Source organism: Pseudomonas sp. TMW 2.1634, from assembly GCF_001703595.1.
Lineage (GTDB): Bacteria > Pseudomonadota > Gammaproteobacteria > Pseudomonadales > Pseudomonadaceae > Aquipseudomonas > Aquipseudomonas fragi.
The window spans coordinates 4,209,651-4,226,364 of sequence record NZ_CP016849.1 but is presented as its reverse complement, the minus strand read 5'-3'; the positions used below and the strand labels follow the sequence as shown (position 1 = coordinate 4,226,364).

Annotated in this window: 15 protein-coding genes; 9 read left to right on the top strand and 6 right to left on the bottom strand. The window is 60.3% G+C overall.

The features are described 5' to 3' along the window. The first annotated feature begins 141 nt into the window (after positions 1-141). Positions 142-540 (top strand): hypothetical protein, encoded by a 399-nt coding sequence (locus tag BFC21_RS19990; protein ID WP_088378735.1) that lies wholly within the window; start codon positions 142-144, stop codon positions 538-540. A gap of 89 nt (positions 541-629) precedes the next feature. On the opposite strand, the gene rpoH is transcribed toward BFC21_RS19990, so the two are convergent. The 4 genes from rpoH to ftsY form a co-directional block, all read right to left on the bottom strand. Further along, positions 630-1,484 (bottom strand): RNA polymerase sigma factor RpoH, encoded by an 855-nt coding sequence (gene rpoH, locus BFC21_RS19985; protein ID WP_016782598.1) that lies wholly within the window; start codon positions 1,482-1,484, stop codon positions 630-632. 113 nt (positions 1,485-1,597) lie between these two features. Next, entirely contained in the window at positions 1,598-2,620 is a 1,023-nt protein-coding gene (gene ftsX, locus BFC21_RS19980; RefSeq protein ID WP_083369726.1) for a permease-like cell division protein FtsX, read from the bottom strand. Beyond that, positions 2,617-3,288, bottom strand: a complete 672-nt coding sequence (gene ftsE, locus BFC21_RS19975; protein ID WP_016782600.1) for a cell division ATP-binding protein FtsE — start codon at positions 3,286-3,288, stop codon at positions 2,617-2,619. Before ftsE ends, ftsX begins: the two co-directional genes overlap by 4 nt. Beyond that, positions 3,285-4,709, bottom strand: a complete 1,425-nt coding sequence (gene ftsY / locus BFC21_RS19970; RefSeq protein WP_120266451.1) for a signal recognition particle-docking protein FtsY — start codon at positions 4,707-4,709, stop codon at positions 3,285-3,287. The genes ftsE and ftsY overlap by 4 nt, the downstream gene beginning before the upstream one ends. A gap of 356 nt (positions 4,710-5,065) precedes the next feature. On the opposite strand from ftsY, the gene BFC21_RS19965 reads away from it, so the two are divergent. From BFC21_RS19965 to BFC21_RS19935, 7 genes are all read left to right on the top strand, one after another. Further along, on the top strand, positions 5,066-6,418 hold the full coding sequence (locus tag BFC21_RS19965) for a pitrilysin family protein (protein ID WP_016782602.1): 1,353 nt from the start codon (positions 5,066-5,068) through the stop codon (positions 6,416-6,418). Continuing rightward, complete coding sequence (locus BFC21_RS19960) at positions 6,411-7,901, top strand: pitrilysin family protein (RefSeq protein ID WP_088378733.1); 1,491 nt, start codon at positions 6,411-6,413, stop codon at positions 7,899-7,901. The genes BFC21_RS19965 and BFC21_RS19960 overlap by 8 nt, the downstream gene beginning before the upstream one ends. Next, the gene (gene rsmD / locus BFC21_RS19955) at positions 7,901-8,497 is read left to right on the top strand and encodes a 16S rRNA (guanine(966)-N(2))-methyltransferase RsmD (protein WP_016782604.1); all 597 of its coding nucleotides are present in this window, start codon (positions 7,901-7,903) and stop codon (positions 8,495-8,497) included. The genes BFC21_RS19960 and rsmD overlap by 1 nt, the downstream gene beginning before the upstream one ends. Positions 8,498-8,691: 194 nt before the next feature. After that, the gene (locus tag BFC21_RS19950; RefSeq protein ID WP_120266450.1) at positions 8,692-10,044 is read left to right on the top strand and encodes a pitrilysin family protein; all 1,353 of its coding nucleotides are present in this window, start codon (positions 8,692-8,694) and stop codon (positions 10,042-10,044) included. After that, positions 10,031-11,488, top strand: coding sequence for a pitrilysin family protein (locus BFC21_RS19945; protein WP_162939359.1), 1,458 nt, complete (start codon positions 10,031-10,033; stop codon positions 11,486-11,488). Before BFC21_RS19950 ends, BFC21_RS19945 begins: the two co-directional genes overlap by 14 nt. Positions 11,489-11,564: 76 nt before the next feature. After that, complete coding sequence (locus tag BFC21_RS19940; protein ID WP_088378731.1) at positions 11,565-12,608, top strand: hydrolase; 1,044 nt, start codon at positions 11,565-11,567, stop codon at positions 12,606-12,608. After that, entirely contained in the window at positions 12,608-13,447 is an 840-nt protein-coding gene (locus tag BFC21_RS19935) for an AraC family transcriptional regulator (RefSeq protein ID WP_088378730.1), read from the top strand. Before BFC21_RS19940 ends, BFC21_RS19935 begins: the two co-directional genes overlap by 1 nt. A 122-nt stretch (positions 13,448-13,569) precedes the next feature. On the opposite strand, the gene BFC21_RS19925 is transcribed toward BFC21_RS19935, so the two are convergent. After that, positions 13,570-14,424 (bottom strand): sulfurtransferase, encoded by an 855-nt coding sequence (locus BFC21_RS19925; RefSeq protein WP_088378729.1) that lies wholly within the window; start codon positions 14,422-14,424, stop codon positions 13,570-13,572. 29 nt (positions 14,425-14,453) lie between these two features. Beyond that, positions 14,454-15,122, bottom strand: coding sequence for a TetR/AcrR family transcriptional regulator (locus tag BFC21_RS19920; protein WP_088378728.1), 669 nt, complete (start codon positions 15,120-15,122; stop codon positions 14,454-14,456). 161 nt (positions 15,123-15,283) lie between these two features. Between BFC21_RS19920 and BFC21_RS19915 the strand changes: the two genes are divergently transcribed. After that, entirely contained in the window at positions 15,284-16,714 is a 1,431-nt protein-coding gene (locus tag BFC21_RS19915) for a coniferyl aldehyde dehydrogenase (RefSeq protein WP_088378727.1), read from the top strand.

The following is a 16,714-nucleotide window of genomic DNA, read 5'->3' as shown; positions in this document are numbered from 1 at the left end:
TCCTCAGACGCCCACGTCAGACATTTACGCTGCCAAAAGGCAGACGCTTCCGAGAAAGCGTGGCGCCTGCAAGGGCTGCTTGCAGGCCGGAAACCCGCAAGGCTATCTTCACCAGTCGCCGATGATCCGCGTGGAAGAGACATGAAAAAGACGACGCACGACGATCCCAAAGCCAGTCACCCTCCCCGTGATGATCATCAGCACGATGAGGCCACCCGCAGCCTGTTTGAGGCCCTGCAGCAGGCCCCGCGGGTTTCCCTCGCCAACCTCAAGCCCACGCGGGCGCACAAGGTCAGCGCCACATCACCTTTTGCCGTACAGCCTGATATTCGGGCAATAGAGGCCCTGTCCCATGTGTCGCTGATGCTCAAAAGTGCAGAAGAGGTGTCGGATGAAATCACCGTTCATGCCAGTGGCATAGAGCGCGGGCTGGTATGGTCGCTGGTGCATTCGGTGGAGATGTCCCGCTCGCTGGTCGATGCCCTGCTCAGGGCAAATGGCGTGGACCCTGAGCAGCTTAAAGCACAACCGTCCCGCTAACCCTGCACAGTGCAGGCTGGCCAGGGCCGCTCGAACAGCACAAACAAAAACGCCCCGATCAGATCGGGGCGTTTGTTTGTCGGGCCGGATTAAGCGGCAATCGACAGTTTGAGCTTGTTCATCGCGCTTTTTTCCAACTGACGAATCCGCTCGGCAGACACGTTGTACTTCTGTGCCAGGTCGTGCAGCGTGGCTTTGTCTTCAGCCAACCAGCGCTGATACAGAATGTCACGGCTGCGGTCGTCCAGCACTTCCAGCGCTTCGTGCAGGTTGCTGGTGGAGTTATCGGTCCAGTCAGCATCTTCCAGTTGGCGCGCCGGGTCGTACCGGTGGTCTTCCAGGTAGTTGGCTGGCGACTGGAACGCACTGTCGTCGTCAGCTTCGGCTGCCGGGTCGAAGGCCATGTCATGACCGGTCAGGCGGCTTTCCATCTCGCGCACTTCACGAGGCTCTACGCCGAGGCTTTCAGCCACACGATGAACTTCGTCGTTGTTCAGCCACGCCAGGCGTTTTTTCTGGCTGCGCAGGTTGAAAAACAGTTTGCGCTGGGCCTTGGTGGTCGCGACTTTCACGATCCGCCAGTTACGCAGGATGAACTCGTGGATCTCTGCCTTGATCCAGTGCACCGCGAACGACACCAGACGCACACCCATTTCTGGGTTGAAGCGTTTGACCGCCTTCATCAGGCCGACGTTGCCTTCCTGGATCAGGTCAGCCTGAGCCAGGCCATAGCCCGAATAACTACGGGCAATGTGTACAACAAAACGCAGGTGGGCGAGCACCATCTGCCGAGCCGCCCCCAAATCCTGCTCATAGTAGAGACTCTCGGCCAGTTCACGCTCCTGCTCCGGTGTCAGCAGTGGAATGCTGTTCACCGTATTGACATAGGCCTCGAGGTTCGCACCAGGGACCAACGCATACGCAGGTTGCAAAGAAGTGGTCATACGAAAAAACCTCCGTCTCACATAACTCGTGCAGTTCAGCACTGCGAAAGTTGACCGGAAACCTGAAAAAAAGTTCCCAAAAAAAGCTGAAAAGGTCAACAGGTGTCAAGACACTACTTGGGCGAAAGCTCACGCAAATGCCGCGCTACTGCAATCCATGCACCGATATACCCTAACAGCACCGCGCCAAGCAAGAGAGACAGACCATCGGCTACCGGCACGCCCGCCAGGGCAAAGTTGCTGCCGTACAAACCGGCCAACCCCACCACCGCATCATTGAGCCAGTTCAGGCCGAATGCCAGAACTCCCCACGAAAGTACACCGGCACCAAAGCCATAAAGCGCGCCCATATACAGAAAGGGCCTACGGACATAGCTGTCAGTGCCGCCAACCAGCTTGATGACCTCGATTTCGATACGACGATTCTCGATATGCAAACGAATCGTATTACCGATAACCAGCAGCAAAGCTGATACCAGCAATACAGTCAAGCCAAACACGAAACGGTCACCCAATTTCAGGATGGCCGCCAAGCGCTCGACCCAGACTAGATCAAGTTGCGCCTGTTGCACTTTTGGCAACTGCGCCAAACGCTCACGAAGAGCCTCCAGCGTGGCTTTATCGACCTCGGCCGGGGTAACCAGCACCACGCCAGGCAACGGGTTGTCGGGTAGCTCTTTAAGCGCTTCGCCCAGCCCTGACTGCTGCTGGAACTCTTCAAGGGCTTTTTCGCGGCTGATAAATTCTGCGTCAGCTACCCCCGCCATACCTTTTATCTGATCGCTGAGATTTTCACCCTGCTCGCTGCTGGCATCCATCTGCAAGTACAACGAAATCTGCGCCGCGCGCTGCCAGGAACCGCCCAGGCGCTCGACGTTGTTGAGCAACAACGACAGGCCCATCGGCAAGCTCAGGGCAACCGCCATCACCAGGCAGGTGAAAAAGCTGCCAATCGGTTGTTTGCCCAGGCGCTTGAGGCTGTCGAGCAAGCTCGCACGGTGGGCTTCAACCCAGGCGTGAAACAACATGGCGAAGGTCGGGCCATCGTCATCATCGTGTTTTTTCTTCGGTGGCTGCGGGTCGGCGGCCTTGGGCGCTACGCGTTCGGACACTTTGGGGCTGCGGGTGGCACTCATTGCGCAGCCTCCCCGTCACCAATCAGGCGCCCGCGCTGCAAGGTCAGCATGCGATGGCGCATGCGGGCGATCAGTGCCAGGTCATGGCTGGCAATCAGTACGCTGGTGCCCAAACGGTTGATGTCTTCAAATACGCCCATGATTTCCGCCGCCAGACGCGGGTCGAGGTTACCGGTGGGTTCATCGGCCAGCAGCAAGGCCGGACGATGCACGATGGCGCGGGCAATGCCGACACGTTGTTGCTGGCCCGTGGACAAGTCGCCCGGGTACAGATCGGTTTTATCCGACAGCGCCACGCGCTCCAGCGCCGAATCGACACGCTTGGCAACTTCAGCCTTGGACAAGCCGAGAATTTGCAGGGGCAAGGCGACGTTGTTGAACACCGTGCGATCAAACAGCAACTGGTGGTTCTGGAACACCACACCGATCTGACGACGCAAAAAAGGGATCTGCGCGTTGCTGATCTGCCCCAGGTCCTGCCCTGCCAACAGCAATTTGCCGCTGGTGGGGCGTTCCATCGCCAGCAGCAGGCGCAACAGCGTGCTTTTGCCTGCGCCGGAGTGGCCGGTCACAAAGAGAAATTCGCCTCGACGGACCCGAAAGCTCAGCTCGTGCAGGCCCACGTGTCCATTTGGATAGCGCTTACCGACCTGCTCGAAACGAATCATGGACGCTCCCGCTCCGCAAACAGAGCCTGGACAAAGGGTTCGGACTCAAAATCACGCAAATCATCGATGCCTTCACCCACCCCGATATAACGGATAGGGATATTGAATTGCTTGGCCAGGGCGAAAATCACCCCGCCCTTGGCTGTGCCATCGAGCTTGGTCAGCGCCAGGCCTGTAAGGGCAACGGTCTGATCGAACTGCTTGGTCTGGCTGATGGCGTTCTGCCCGGTACCGGCATCCAGCACCAGCAGCACTTCGTGGGGAGCGTCTTCGTCAAGTTTGCCCATGACCCGGCGAACTTTCTTGAGCTCTTCCATCAGGTTGTCTTTGGTGTGCAGGCGACCGGCGGTATCGGCGATCAGCACGTCGATGCCACGGGCCTTGGCAGCTTGCACGGCGTCAAAAATCACCGACGCAGAATCTGCACCGGTGTGCTGGGCAATCACCGGGATATGGTTGCGTTCGCCCCACACCTGCAACTGCTCAACAGCAGCGGCACGGAAGGTATCACCGGCCGCCAGCATGACTTTCTTGCCTTCCAGCTGCAGTTTTTTCGCCAGCTTGCCGATGGTGGTGGTTTTACCCGCACCGTTGACGCCCACGACCAGAATCACGAATGGCTTGTTTTGCGACTCGATTTTCAGCGGCTGTTCAACCGGCTTGAGCATGGCCGCCAGCTCTTCCTGCAGCGACTTGTACAGTGCGTCGGCATCGGTCAATTGCTTGCGCGCAACCTTCTGCGTCAGGTTCTTGATGATCACCGAGGTGGCTTCAACGCCCACGTCGGCGGTCAGCAGGCGGGTTTCGATTTCTTCGAGCAGATCGTCATCGATGGCCTTTTTGCCCAGGAACAGGCTGGCCATGCCTTCGCCAATACTGGCGCTGGTCTTGGACAAACCTTGCTTGAGCCGGGCGAAAAAGCCGGTTTTTTGCTCGGGCGCGGCCACTGGCGCGGGGGCCGGGGCCTCAACCACGGCTGCAGGTGCAGGCACGACCACCGGTGCCACAACGGCAACTGGCTCTGGCTCTGGCTCTGGCTCTGGCTCTGGCTCTGGCTCTGGCTCTACAACAGTCTCGACCACCTCAGGCACTTCAACCACAGGCTCGGGGATCGGCGGCACGATATGCGGCGCTTGCACATCCTCCACCAGCGCCACCGGTTCTTCGGCAACGGGCAAGTGCGGCCAGGGCGCAGGCTCAGGGGCCACTTCAACAACAGGCTCGGCGGCCACCACGACCACTTCGGGCGCGGCCTCGACCACCACCGGGGCGGCCTCAATCAGCGGCTCAGGAGTGATTTCGGGTGCAGGCGCGGGTTGTTCCACGACGGTTTCCTGCGGCTTTCTGCGCAGCCATCCGAACAGGCCTTTTTTCTCGCCAGCCGCAGCTGGGTTCTTCTTGTCGTCGTTGGAACCAAACATGGAGGACGGCTATCTCATCGTAGCGACGCGCCACTGTGGCGCCTCGGCAAATAATATTCGGTGTGAAACAGACTGTAATTTTGTCAGCTTGTTCGCACGCAACTGTAGTCAGAGGGTAAAACACACCTCGTAAACTTCGTCTTAACTCGGGTCTGTCACGGGAAAGTCGGCAAAAATGCGAAATTTACCGGGATACATCCACACTTCCAAGCGGGCTCCTATACTGCCCGATCAAACGTCGTCTGATCGTCAAAGGCCTGATAGGCGTGGCCGCCAGTAAAACGGATCAGTATCCTAGCACCTCCTCACCCGCTGACGCTAAGGCCGAGCGGGTAGCCCAACAGGTTAAAAAACGAATGAATCTAGCCCGCCGCGCTGCTGGCCTGTTGCTCAGCACAGTTTTACTACCGCTTTCGGCCCTGGCGGCCGAACCGCAGCCCACCCACGAATTCCGCCTGGACAATGGCCTCAAGGTCATCGTTCGCGAAGACCATCGCGCCCCTGTGGTGGTTTCCCAGGTCTGGTACAAGGTGGGCTCAAGCTATGAGACACCCGGCAAGACCGGCCTGTCCCACGCCCTTGAACACATGATGTTCAAGGGCAGCAACAAGGTTGGCCCCGGCGAAGCCTCGTTGATCCTGCGCGACCTTGGCGCCCAGGAAAACGCCTTCACCAGCGATGACTACACCGCCTATTACCAGGTGCTCGCCCGCGACCGCCTGGGTGTTGCCTTTGAACTTGAGGCCGACCGCATGGCCAGCCTTCGCTTGCCGCCTGAAGAATTCAAGCGCGAAATCGAAGTCATCAAGGAAGAGCGCCGCCTGCGCACCGACGACCAGCCCATGAGCAAAGCCTACGAGCTGTTCAGCGCGATGGCCTTCCCTTCCAGCGGCTACCACACCCCGACCATCGGCTGGATGGTGGACCTGGAACGCATGAGCGTTGGCGAACTGCGCGCCTGGTACGAAGAATGGTATGCCCCCAACAACGCCACGCTGGTGGTTGTCGGGGACGTGACACCGGACGAAGTCAAAGCCCTGGCCCAGCGCTACTTCGGCAAGGTGCAAAAACGCGAGATCCCTGTCGCGAAAATCCCGCTGGAGCTGCCTACCCCGGGTGAGCGCCTGCTCAAGATCCACGTTCAGACCCAACTGCCAAGCCTGATGCTGGGCTTTAACGTACCGAGCATCGCGACGGCCAAAGACCCTGTCACCGCCAATGCCCTGCGCCTGATTTCCGCGCTGCTGGATGGTGGCTACAGCGCACGCATGCCGACGCAACTGGAGCGCGGTGAAGAACTGGTCTCCGGCGCATCGTCCAGCTACAACGCCTTCACCCGTGGCGACAGCCTGTTCATGCTTTCGGCAATGCCCAACAGCCAGAAAAAAGTCACCATGGCCCAGGCTGATGCCGGCTTGTGGCGCTTGCTCGACGACTTGAAAAAAACCCCGCCTACCGCTGAAGAGCTGGAGCGTGTGCGAGCCCAGGTGATTGCAGGCCTGGTCTACGAGCGCGACTCGATCACCAGCCAGGCCACTTCGATTGGCCAGCTGGAAACCGTCGGCCTGTCGTGGAAGCTGATGGACTCCGAACTGGCCGACCTGCAGAAGGTCACCCCGGCCGATATCCAGCAAGCTGCCCGTACCTATTTCACTCGCGACCGTCTAAGCGTTGCGCATGTACTGCCCGAGGAGAAAACCCATGAGTGAGCGTAAAGGCCCCCGCTACGCCCTGCTCGGTCTGAGCGCCGCCATACTGGTTGGCGCACTCGGCTATTTTTTGACCAACCCTGAGCAATCGGTTGCCAGCCAGGCGCTGGACCAGGCCAAGACCGAGCACAAGCTCGAATCCCTGGCCGAGCTCGACGGCAAGGCGCCCAGCCACCGTGCGCTGAACGTGCAAACCTGGAAAACCGCCGAAGGCTCCAAAGTACTGTTCGTCGAAGCCCGGCAACTGCCGATGTTCGACCTGCGCCTGACCTTCGCCGCCGGCAGCAGCCAGGACGACAACACCCCCGGCCTGGCCTTGCTGACCAACGCCATGCTCAACGAAGGCGTGGCCGGCAAGGATGTCGGCGCCATCGCCCAGGGCTTTGAAGGCCTGGGCGCGGACTTCAGCAATGGCGCTTACCGCGACATGGCCGTGGCCTCGTTGCGCAGCCTGAGCGATGTGGATAAACGCACCCCGGCGCTCAATTTGTTTGCCGAGGTGGTGGGCAAGCCCACCTTCCCCGCAGACTCCCTGGCGCGGATCAAGAACCAGCTGCTGGCCAGCTTCGAGTTCCAGAAACAGAACCCCGGCAAACTGGCCAGCAATGAGCTGTTCAAGCGCCTGTACGGCAACCACCCGTATGCCCACTCAAGCGATGGCACGGCTGAAAGCATCACTTCGATCACCATCGACCAGCTCAAGGCCTTCCACAACAAGGCCTACACTGCTGGCAATGCGGTGATCGCGATCGTTGGCGACCTGTCCCGTGCTGAAGCCGAGGCCATTGCAGCCCAGGTTTCCGCCGCGCTGCCCAAAGGCCCGGCGGTTGCCAAGACCGTGCAGCCGAGCGAGCCCAAGGCTGGCGAAACCCATATCGAGTTCCCGTCCAAACAGACCCACCTGCTGCTGTCTCAGCTGGGTATCGACCGTGACGACCCCGACTATGCCGCACTGGCGCTGGGCAACAGCATCCTGGGCGGTGGCGGTTTCGGCACGCGCCTGATGACTGAAGTTCGTGAAAAACGCGGCCTGACCTACGGCGTGTACTCCGGCTTCAGCCCGATGCAGGCTCGCGGCCCGTTCATGATCAACCTGCAGACCCGTGCCGAACTGAGCGAAGGCACGCTCAAACTGGTGCAAGACATTTTGGCCGACTACCTGAAAAATGGTCCGACGCAAAAAGAACTCGACGATGCCAAGCGTGAACTGGCTGGCAGCTTCCCGCTGTCCACTGCCAGCAACGCCGCCATCGTCGGCCAACTTGGCGCAATGGGCTTTTATGATTTGCCCCTGGATTACCTGGAAACCTTCATGCAGAAGTCCCAGGACCTGACCACCGAACAGGTCAAGGACGCCATGAACAAGCACCTGAGCGCCGACAAAATGGTCGTAGTGACCGCCGGCCCGACCGTGCCGCAAAAACCACTGCCACCACCTACCGACAAACCTTCAGAGCAACCTCTTGGGGTTCCGGAGCATTAATGGCAAAGCCAAAAAACACATCGCACTCCGGTGCGGGTCAGTTACGTATCATTGGCGGGGAATGGCGCAGCCGCAAGCTGGACTTCCCCCATGTAGAGGGCCTGCGCCCTACGCCCGATCGCGTGCGTGAAACCCTGTTCAACTGGTTGGCCCCGCATATTGGCGGCGCCAGGGTACTGGACGTTTTCGCCGGTAGCGGTGCGCTGTTCCTTGAGGCCATGTCCCGTGGCGCAGCCAAGGGCGTGGCACTGGACAGCAACCGCGATGCGATTTCCAACATCCGCGAAAACATGGGCATCCTGCGCTGCACCGTTGGCCAGGTGCAGCAGACCGACGCCCTGCGTTATCTGGACGCCACGCCGAGCGAAACCTTTGACGTGGTATTCCTCGATCCGCCGTTCAACAAGGACCTGCTCAAGCCTGCCTGTGATTTGCTCGAGCAGCGCGGCTGGCTGACCGAAGACGCCTGGGTCTACACCGAAAGCGAGTTGCGTCCGTCCGAGCTGGGCTTGCCAGCCAACTGGCGCCTGCACCGCGAGCAAAAAGCCGGCGGCGTGAACTACGCCCTGTGGCAGCGCGAAGCAACACAAGCCTGACGAACATGTAGTCGCTGCAGCAGGCTGCGATGGAGCCCGAAGGGGGCGCTTTTTCAAAAGCGAAGGCCTTTCGGCCCTTATCGCAGCCTTCGGCAGCGACTACAGGTTTTTTCGCTCCACGATATCTATGTAACGCCCGCCTCCCCCCTCCCAAGCCCAGTCTGTTCTGACGCTCACTCGTCAGGACACCTACCATGAAACACCCCCTCGCCGGGCTGGCTCTCGGCCTTGTGTTGCAACCGCTGACGGCCCTGGCCAGCAGCGAGACCTCCACGCACCAGTTCACCCTGGACAACGGCCTCAGGGTCATCGTCCACGAAGACCACCGCGCCGCCGTGGTGCATTCCCAACTCTGGTATCGGGTCGGCTCCAGCTATGAACCGCCGGGCCAGTCCGGCCTGTCCCACGCACTGGAACACATGGTGTTCAAAGGCAGCAGCAAACTCTGCCCGGCGGAGTCCGACCACATCTTTCAAAGCCTGGGCATCACCGACAATGCAGCGACGCAAAGCGATGCCACACTTTTTTTTCAAACCCTGCCACCCCACGCCCTGGCGGTCGCACTTGAAGTGATGGCCGACCAGATGAGCACCGCCCATCTGCCCGCCGCGCTTTGGGAAGGTGAACGCGAAGTCATCAAAAGTGAACGCAGCGAAAGCGTCGACAACGACCCCCAGCAGCGGGCCCTGGAGTTGCCCCTGCGCCTGGCATTTCCTGCCAGCGCCTCTGGCAGCCCGGTGATCGGCTGGATGCACGACCTCGAACGCATGCATGTCGACGAGCTCAAGCACTGGTACCAGAGCTGGTATGCCCCCAACAACGCCACGTTGATCATCGTCGGCGCGATCGACGCCGGGCAGGTCAAGGCGCTGGCCACCCGCTTTTTCGGCCCGATTGCCCGGCGCCAATTGCCTGCAATCAAACCCCCGCTCGAACTCGCAGCGCCAGGTGAGCGCAACATCACCCAGTACATCGACCATCAAATCCCCAACCTGAGCATGACGTTCAACGTCCCCAGCCTGAGCACCCAGACCGAACCCCATACGGCAGCCGCACTGGAGCTGCTCAGCGAGGTGCTGGGAGGCGGTGACAGCTCGGCACTCAAAAGCCGGTTGTGGCGCGGTGAAGAGCTGGTCATCAGCGTCGACTCACACTACAGCGGCATCAGTCGCGGTGATGTGCTGCTCAGTATCTCCGCCACCCTCAACCTCGAAAAAATCAAAACCCTCAGCGAGGTGCAAGCGGGTATCTGGGAAGTGCTCGAATCACTGAAACACACACCGCCCTCCAGCAGTGACCTTGAGCGCGCCCGCACGCGGATCATTGCCCGACAGGTATTCAACCGTGACGACCTGCAAAGCCTGGCCCTGTATCTGGGCGAACTGGACATTGCCGGGCTGTCGCCGGAGCACGACGACAAGCGCCTGCAGACCCTGAAGGCAATCACCCCCGAAGACATCCGCCACGCCGCGCAAACCTTCCTGACCCGCGACCGCATGACCGTCAGCCATGTGCTGCCCAAGGAGTCTCGCCATGAATCTGAATAAGCCCCTGCCAGTCGCAGCCCGATGCGCCTTGTACGCTACCCTGCTGCTCGCCCTGGTCACGCTATGTACCCGCACACAGGCGCAGGCGCCCGCGCCCCAGCTGCAATCGTTGCTTGAGTTAAGCCCCACGGTCCCCGCCACCCGCCTGCCAGCCATCAAGGCCTGGAAACTGGCTCAAGGTACCCGGGTGCTGTTTGTCGAAAACCATAACCTGGCCATGTTCGATTTACAGATCAGCTTTGCCGCCGGCAGCAACCAGGATGGCGACTCACCCGGCCTGGCCGCCACCGTGCTGAGCCTGTTCAACGAAGGCTCGGCACTCAAGGACGCCAATGCGCTGGCCGAGGGGTTTGATCGCCTGGGCGTGGCCCTGGGCAACGGCATCAGCAAGGAGCAGAGCTTTTTTACCCTGCGCAGCTTGAGCGCCCCGCACATCCGCGAACCGGCCATGCACTTGTTCACCGAGATGCTCGCCCGGCCGGGCTTTACCGTGGAAGGTCAGCGCCGGGTAAAAAACGAGCTGCTCACCCAGCTCAAAAAAGACCACGACGACCCCCACGCCCTGGCGCGCACATTGATCTACGACGAGCTGTACCCCGGGCAAGCGGTCGCCCGCCCCAGGTACGGTACAGCCGAGAGCCTTGAACGCATTGATGCCGCCCAACTGGTGAATTTCTATCGCCGAGCCTACACCGCCGCCAACGCACAGATCGTGATCGTCGGTGACCTGACCCTGCAACAGGCACAGACCCTCAGCCGCTCACTGGCCAACGCCTTGCCTGCCGGGCCGGCACTGACCCGGCCGCACGCCGTAACAGCCCCGTCTGCCCGCGGCAAAACCGTGCATATCGAAGATGAAGCCAGCCATACCCTACTGATGATGGCCCAGAACGCAGTGCCCACCCAGCACCCTGACTGGGCAGCCATCCGTGCCGGGAACATCATGTTCAGCCACATTCTCAACGGCGATCTGCGCGAGGATCGCAGCATCACCTACGGCGTGCTATCGGACATTACCAACGGCCAAGGCCCGGCGCCCTGGGTTATCAGCCTCAATACCCCCTCACGCTACAGCCAGGGTGCTCTGGCCCGGATCAAGGCCCTGTTTGCCCAGTACCTGGAAGAAGGGCCCAGCGAAACACAGCTCGACGACGTCAAGCAGCACCTGCTGCGAGCCTTGCCCCAGCACACGGCCAGCAATCTGGAGGTGCGCAATGAGCTGTCCATCATCGGCCGTTTTGACCAGCCCCTGACCTTCGGCTACAAAAACCAGCAGATCCAAGCCCTAACCCGTGAACAAATCAAGGCGGCCATGAACCGCCATCTCAGGGCCGACGGCTGGGTCAGCGTGACCGTCGGGCCTGACGTGGCACAACAGCCCCTGCCGGATCCCATAGCACCGCAGACAGTAACGCCACAAAGCTGCATGCCGGCCAACCGATAACCCCACGGCCTGCACGCAACACTTGGGCGTCAGGCCATGATGTGGCAATTTAGACAACCGCCGTACCTGTCATCCGATGAGAACCACCGTGCCTTTTTCAGACAGCCATGCTTTACCCCTCAAGCCGTTTGCTCCGGCTACGGGCCTGGGCAACCCCCATATCCAGACACTATGGGGGCCGTTGTGGCGCACCAAACCCGCCATTGAACATCGACGTGAACGTATCTGGCTCAAGGATGGCGATTTTCTCGACCTGGACTGGCACGGCCTATCATCAGCCCATGCACCGGTGGTACTGGTGCTGCACGGCCTGACCGGGTCATCGAACTCGCACTATGTACTGGGGCTGCAAAATGCCCTCGCCGCACGCGGCTGGAGCAGCGCCGCACTGAACTGGCGAGGCTGCTCGGGCGAGCCCAATTTACTGGCCCGTAGCTACCATTCGGGGGCCAGCGAAGATCTGGCCGAGGCCGTGGCCCATATACGCGCCGCACACCCCCTGGCCCCGCTGTATGCCGTGGGCTATTCGCTGGGGGGCAACGTGCTGCTCAAGTATCTGGGCGAAAGCGGCAGCGACAGCGGTTTATGCGGTGCCGTTGCGGTGTCGGTGCCGTTCCGGCTTGACCAGTGTGCCGACCGGATCGGCCTGGGCTTTTCCAGGGTCTATCAAGCCCACTTCATGCGCGAGATGCTGGCTTACGTCAAAGACAAAAAACACCGGTTCCAGCTCGACGCCCGACATGAAGGCCTGGCCAGCCTGACCAAGCTGGGCTCGGTCAAGACCCTGAGCAAAATGCGCACCTTTTGGGAGTTCGATGACCGCGTAACGGCGCCTCTCAACGGCTACCTGAATGTCGATGACTACTACCGGCGCGCCTCCAGCCGCTACTTTCTGGGGACCATCGATACACCGACACTGATTATCCAGTCCACGGACGATCCGTTCGTGTTCAAGCACAGTATTCCCGAACCCAGCGAGCTATCGCCCTGCACGCAACTGGAGCTGCACGCCAAGGGCGGCCATGTCGGATTTCTGGAAGGCTCGCCAGGAAGGCCGGGGTATTACCTTGAGCGCAGAATCCCGCAATGGCTGGCCGCGCTGCGGCTTGAATCTGCGTAATGGACGCAGAACAGGGTGAGTCGATCCGCTTCTGGCAAACGCCTCCCCTGACGGGTGTGGAGCTGCTGACGGCGCGCTATATCGAACACCGCTTCGTGCCCCATGTGCATGATGGTTTTGTGATCGGCATGATTATCGAAGGCGCCCAGCGTTATCGCTATCGCGGCGCCGAGCATCTGGCGGCCACCGGCACCCTGGTGCTGATCAACCCGGACGAAGTGCACAATGGTCACAAAGGCCATGATGCGGGTTGGCGCTACCGGGCTTTCTACCCGGACAACGCGCAAATTCAACAGCTGCTGGAAGAACTGGAACTGCCCGCCAGCCACTTGCCGACCTTCAATGACACACTGCTGTACGACTGCGAGCTGTTTCGCGGGTTGTTCCAGTTGCATCAATTGCTTGAAGGGCCAGAGACCGCATTGCAGCAACAAACGGCATGGCGCCAGATGATGCTTGCCCTGCTTAACCGCCATGCCCGCCTGCCGCTACCGGCAAAGCCCGGGGTCGAACACCGCGCCGTCAGCCGCGCCAAGGAAGTGCTGCAAGCCCGCCTGGCAGAGCCGCCATCACTGGAAGAGCTCGCCGCAGCGGTCAATTTGTCGCCATTCCACTTTGCCCGGGTATTTCAGCGCGCCACCGGCATGCCGCCGCACACCTGGCTGATGCAGCAACGTATCGCCCATGCCCGGGCGTTGCTGCAACAGGGCTGCTTGCCATTAGAGGTGGCGACGCAATTGGGCTTTGCCGACCAGAGCCACCTCAACCGGCAATTCAAGAAGGTCTATGGCGTTGGCCCCGGTGCATACCGATTGGCCAGTGCCAACTCGAACCGCTGAAATCTGCACACGTGCTGTGGGAGCGGGCTTGCCCGCGATTCAGACGCTGCGGTCTATCCGTTAAACCGCGTTGCTGGCATCGCAGGCAAGCCCGCTCCCACAGGTGTTGTGTACTGCACACCTCAATCGCCGGTGGCAATACCCCGCGCCGGATCGTTGATCCATTCACTCCACGAACCCGCATAGAGTTTGCCCAGCGGATAGCCCGCCAAGCCCATTGCAAAGAGGTTATGGCACGCCGTCACACCCGAGCCGCAATAGGCCACCAACTCATCAGGGGAACGACCAGCGAGCTTTTCGGCAAAACGCTGCTTGAGCTGCTCTGCAGGCAAAAAGCGCCCGCTGCTGTCGAGGTTTTCGCTGAAGGCCGCACATTGCGCACCCGGAATATGCCCGGCGATCGGGTCAATCGGCTCGACCTCACCGCGAAAACGCGGCTGGGCACGCGCATCGATCAGGGTCAGCTCCGGCTGGCCGAGGCGCTTTTGCAGTTTTTCGGCACTCAGCAACATATGGCTGTCGGGCTTGCCTTCGAATGTCCCGCGCAGCGTCGGCGCGGCATCCAGGCTCAGCGGGAAGCCCGCGCCATGCCAGGCCTTGAGGCCGCCATCAAGGATAAACACGCCATCACGCTTGCCCAGCCAGGTCAGCAACCACCATGCGCGAGCGGCAAAAGCGCCCGGGCCATCGTCATACAGCACCACATCGCTGTCGGCATTGATGCCCCAGGCTTGCAGACGCTCAACCAGGGTACGCGGGTCGGGCAATGGATGGCGGCCGGTCACGCCCTTGATCACAGGCCCGCTCAGGTCGCGTTCAAGATCGGCAAACTGCGCACCGGCAATATGCCCCTCGGCATAGCTGCAGCGGCCGTAGTCCGGGTCTTCAAGGGCAAAGCGGCAATCCAGAATAACCAGGCCGGGCTGCGCCTGACGTTCATTCAGGGCTTGCGGGCTGATCAGTTGCGCAACGGGCATAGTGGACTCCTGTGAGGGGTGAAATGCGGTTATTGAGCGTACAACGCATGTTCCAGGGGGACGTAGTATTCCTTGATCAACTCATCGACGGCTTCGCGAGCCTGCTCGGTGACAAAACCCGACTCCAGCACCAGCAGCTGGTACACACCGCGCTTGATGGCCTGCTCGCTAAGCTGGTCGCTGCTGTCACGGGTGGCACATAAAAAACCTACCCAGGAGGTAAGAATAATCCAGGCATTCAGGCTTAAGGATTCAATTTGCTGGGGGGTCATGCGCAAGATGTCAGCCTCGACAAACCCGGCGTAAATGGCCTGGGCCTGAGTGAGGCAGTGCTGGGAGAAACGTCGATAGCGGATGGCCAGTTCCGTGTCGCTGTGCAGCAAGTGTTCGATATCACGGTACAGAAACCGGTAACGCCACATGGCGTCCAGCAGTTGCTGCAAGTACTGGCGCTTGTCGGCAACGGTTGGCAACCGCCCTTGCGGCGGGTGCAAAAAGCTCAATACCAGCGCCTCGTACTCGCTGAACAAGACCGAGATAATCGCCTGCTTGTTGGGGAAGTGGTAATACAGATTGCCCGGCGAAATTTCCATGTGGGCCGCAATGTGGTTGGTGCTGACACTGCGTTCACCCAGCTGGTTAAAAAGCTCCAGGCTGCTATTGGCGATGCGCTGGCTGGTTTTTAGTCGTATGGCCATGGGCTTGCGCTTAAATTAAAAACGAAAGGCATCTTACGGCCTAACCTTGAAACGATAAACAACACCAAGGGCAGGCCTGCAATTGACAAGTTAGAGCATAGGCTCTAAAAACATGACTGCTCTGTAACGATAAAAACCGATAAAAAACGCCTGGAGCCTCTATGTCTGTCGACAGTTCCCACCTTCACGACGCCTCGCTCCAACCGGACGATCTCCAGTCCCTGCTCGACAAGCAGCGCCAGGCCTACGCCGCTCATCCATTCCCGCCCCTTGCACAGCGCCAGCAATGGCTAAAAAGCCTGCGCCAACTGTTGAGCCGCGAGCGCGAGGTGCTGATCGACGCCATCAGCCAGGATTTCAGCCACCGCAGCCCCGACGAAACCCTGTTTGCCGAGCTGATGCCGTGCCTGCACAGCATCGATTACACCCTCAAGCACCTTAAGCGCTGGATGAAACCTTCATCACGCCGCGTAGGCATGATGTTCGCGCCCGCCAGTGCCAAGGTGATGTACCAGCCGCTGGGCGTGGTGGGGATTATCGTGCCGTGGAACTACCCGCTGTACCTGGCCGTTGGCCCTTTGGTCGGGGCACTGGCGGCGGGCAACCGGGTCATGCTCAAGCTCAGCGAATTCACCCCGGCCACCGGGCGTTTGCTCAAGGATTTGCTGGGGCGCATTTTCCCCGACGACATGGTCACCGTGGTGCTGGGCGAGGCAGCAGTAGCGGTCGCGTTTTCCGGCCTGGCCTTCGATCACTTGCTGTTCACCGGTTCTACCCAGGTGGGCAAACAGGTGATGCGCGCCGCGTCTGAAAATCTGACGCCGGTCACCCTGGAGCTGGGCGGTAAATCTCCCGCCATCGTGTCGGCCGATGTACCGCTCAAAGACGCTGCCCAGCGCATCGCCTGGGGTAAAACCCTGAACGCCGGGCAAACCTGCATCGCCCCGGATTATGTGCTGGTCCCCCAGAATCGGCTTGAGGGTTTTATCGATGCCTATCGCCAGGCCGTGCTCAGTTTTTATCCGACGCTCACCGACAACCCGGACTACACCGCAATTATCAACGACCGGCAGCTGGCGCGCCTGGAACGGCTGCAAACCGACGCCACCCTCAAGGGCGCACGTCTGATCCCGCTGTATGAACAGGGCCAGGGGCGGCGCATGCCCCACGCCCTGCTACTGGATGTAAACGACGACATGCAGGTCATGCAGGATGAAATCTTCGGCCCGCTACTGCCCGTTGTGCCCTACTCCACTCTGGATCAGGCAATGGCCTACATCAACCGCAGAGACCGCCCTCTGGCACTGTATTACTTCGGCTACAACAAGGCCGAACAACAGACCGTTATCCACAACACCCACTCGGGCGGGGTCAGCATCAACGAAACACTGCTGCATGTGGCCATCGACGACCTGCCCTTTGGTGGTGTCGGCCATTCGGGCATGGGCCATTACCACGGTCACGAAGGCTTTTTGACCTTCAGCAAGGCCAAGGGGGTGCTGGTGAAACAGCGCCTGAACAGCGCTTTGCTGATCTACCCGCCCTATGGCCGAAAACTGGTAGGCATCATCCAGAAGCTGTTTATCCGCTAG

Excerpts from the sequence above, each read along its gene's own strand:
- BFC21_RS19990 (WP_088378735.1), top strand. The coding sequence starts at position 142 with ATGAAAAAGACGACGCACGACGATCCCAAAGCCAGTCACCCTCCCCGT.
- BFC21_RS19935 (WP_088378730.1), top strand. The coding sequence starts at position 12,608 with ATGGACGCAGAACAGGGTGAGTCGATCCGCTTCTGGCAAACGCCTCCC.
- rsmD (WP_016782604.1), top strand. The coding sequence starts at position 7,901 with ATGGCAAAGCCAAAAAACACATCGCACTCCGGTGCGGGTCAGTTACGT.
- BFC21_RS19925 (WP_088378729.1), bottom strand. The coding sequence starts at position 14,424 with ATGCCCGTTGCGCAACTGATCAGCCCGCAAGCCCTGAATGAACGTCAG.
- ftsY (WP_120266451.1), bottom strand. The coding sequence starts at position 4,709 with ATGTTTGGTTCCAACGACGACAAGAAGAACCCAGCTGCGGCTGGCGAG.
- BFC21_RS19945 (WP_162939359.1), top strand. The coding sequence starts at position 10,031 with ATGAATCTGAATAAGCCCCTGCCAGTCGCAGCCCGATGCGCCTTGTAC.
- BFC21_RS19915 (WP_088378727.1), top strand. The coding sequence starts at position 15,284 with ATGTCTGTCGACAGTTCCCACCTTCACGACGCCTCGCTCCAACCGGAC.
- BFC21_RS19920 (WP_088378728.1), bottom strand. The coding sequence starts at position 15,122 with ATGGCCATACGACTAAAAACCAGCCAGCGCATCGCCAATAGCAGCCTG.
- BFC21_RS19940 (WP_088378731.1), top strand. The coding sequence starts at position 11,565 with ATGAGAACCACCGTGCCTTTTTCAGACAGCCATGCTTTACCCCTCAAG.
- BFC21_RS19965 (WP_016782602.1), top strand. The coding sequence starts at position 5,066 with ATGAATCTAGCCCGCCGCGCTGCTGGCCTGTTGCTCAGCACAGTTTTA.
- ftsE (WP_016782600.1), bottom strand. The coding sequence starts at position 3,288 with ATGATTCGTTTCGAGCAGGTCGGTAAGCGCTATCCAAATGGACACGTG.
- rpoH (WP_016782598.1), bottom strand. The coding sequence starts at position 1,484 with ATGACCACTTCTTTGCAACCTGCGTATGCGTTGGTCCCTGGTGCGAAC.
- BFC21_RS19960 (WP_088378733.1), top strand. The coding sequence starts at position 6,411 with ATGAGTGAGCGTAAAGGCCCCCGCTACGCCCTGCTCGGTCTGAGCGCC.
- BFC21_RS19950 (WP_120266450.1), top strand. The coding sequence starts at position 8,692 with ATGAAACACCCCCTCGCCGGGCTGGCTCTCGGCCTTGTGTTGCAACCG.
- ftsX (WP_083369726.1), bottom strand. The coding sequence starts at position 2,620 with ATGAGTGCCACCCGCAGCCCCAAAGTGTCCGAACGCGTAGCGCCCAAG.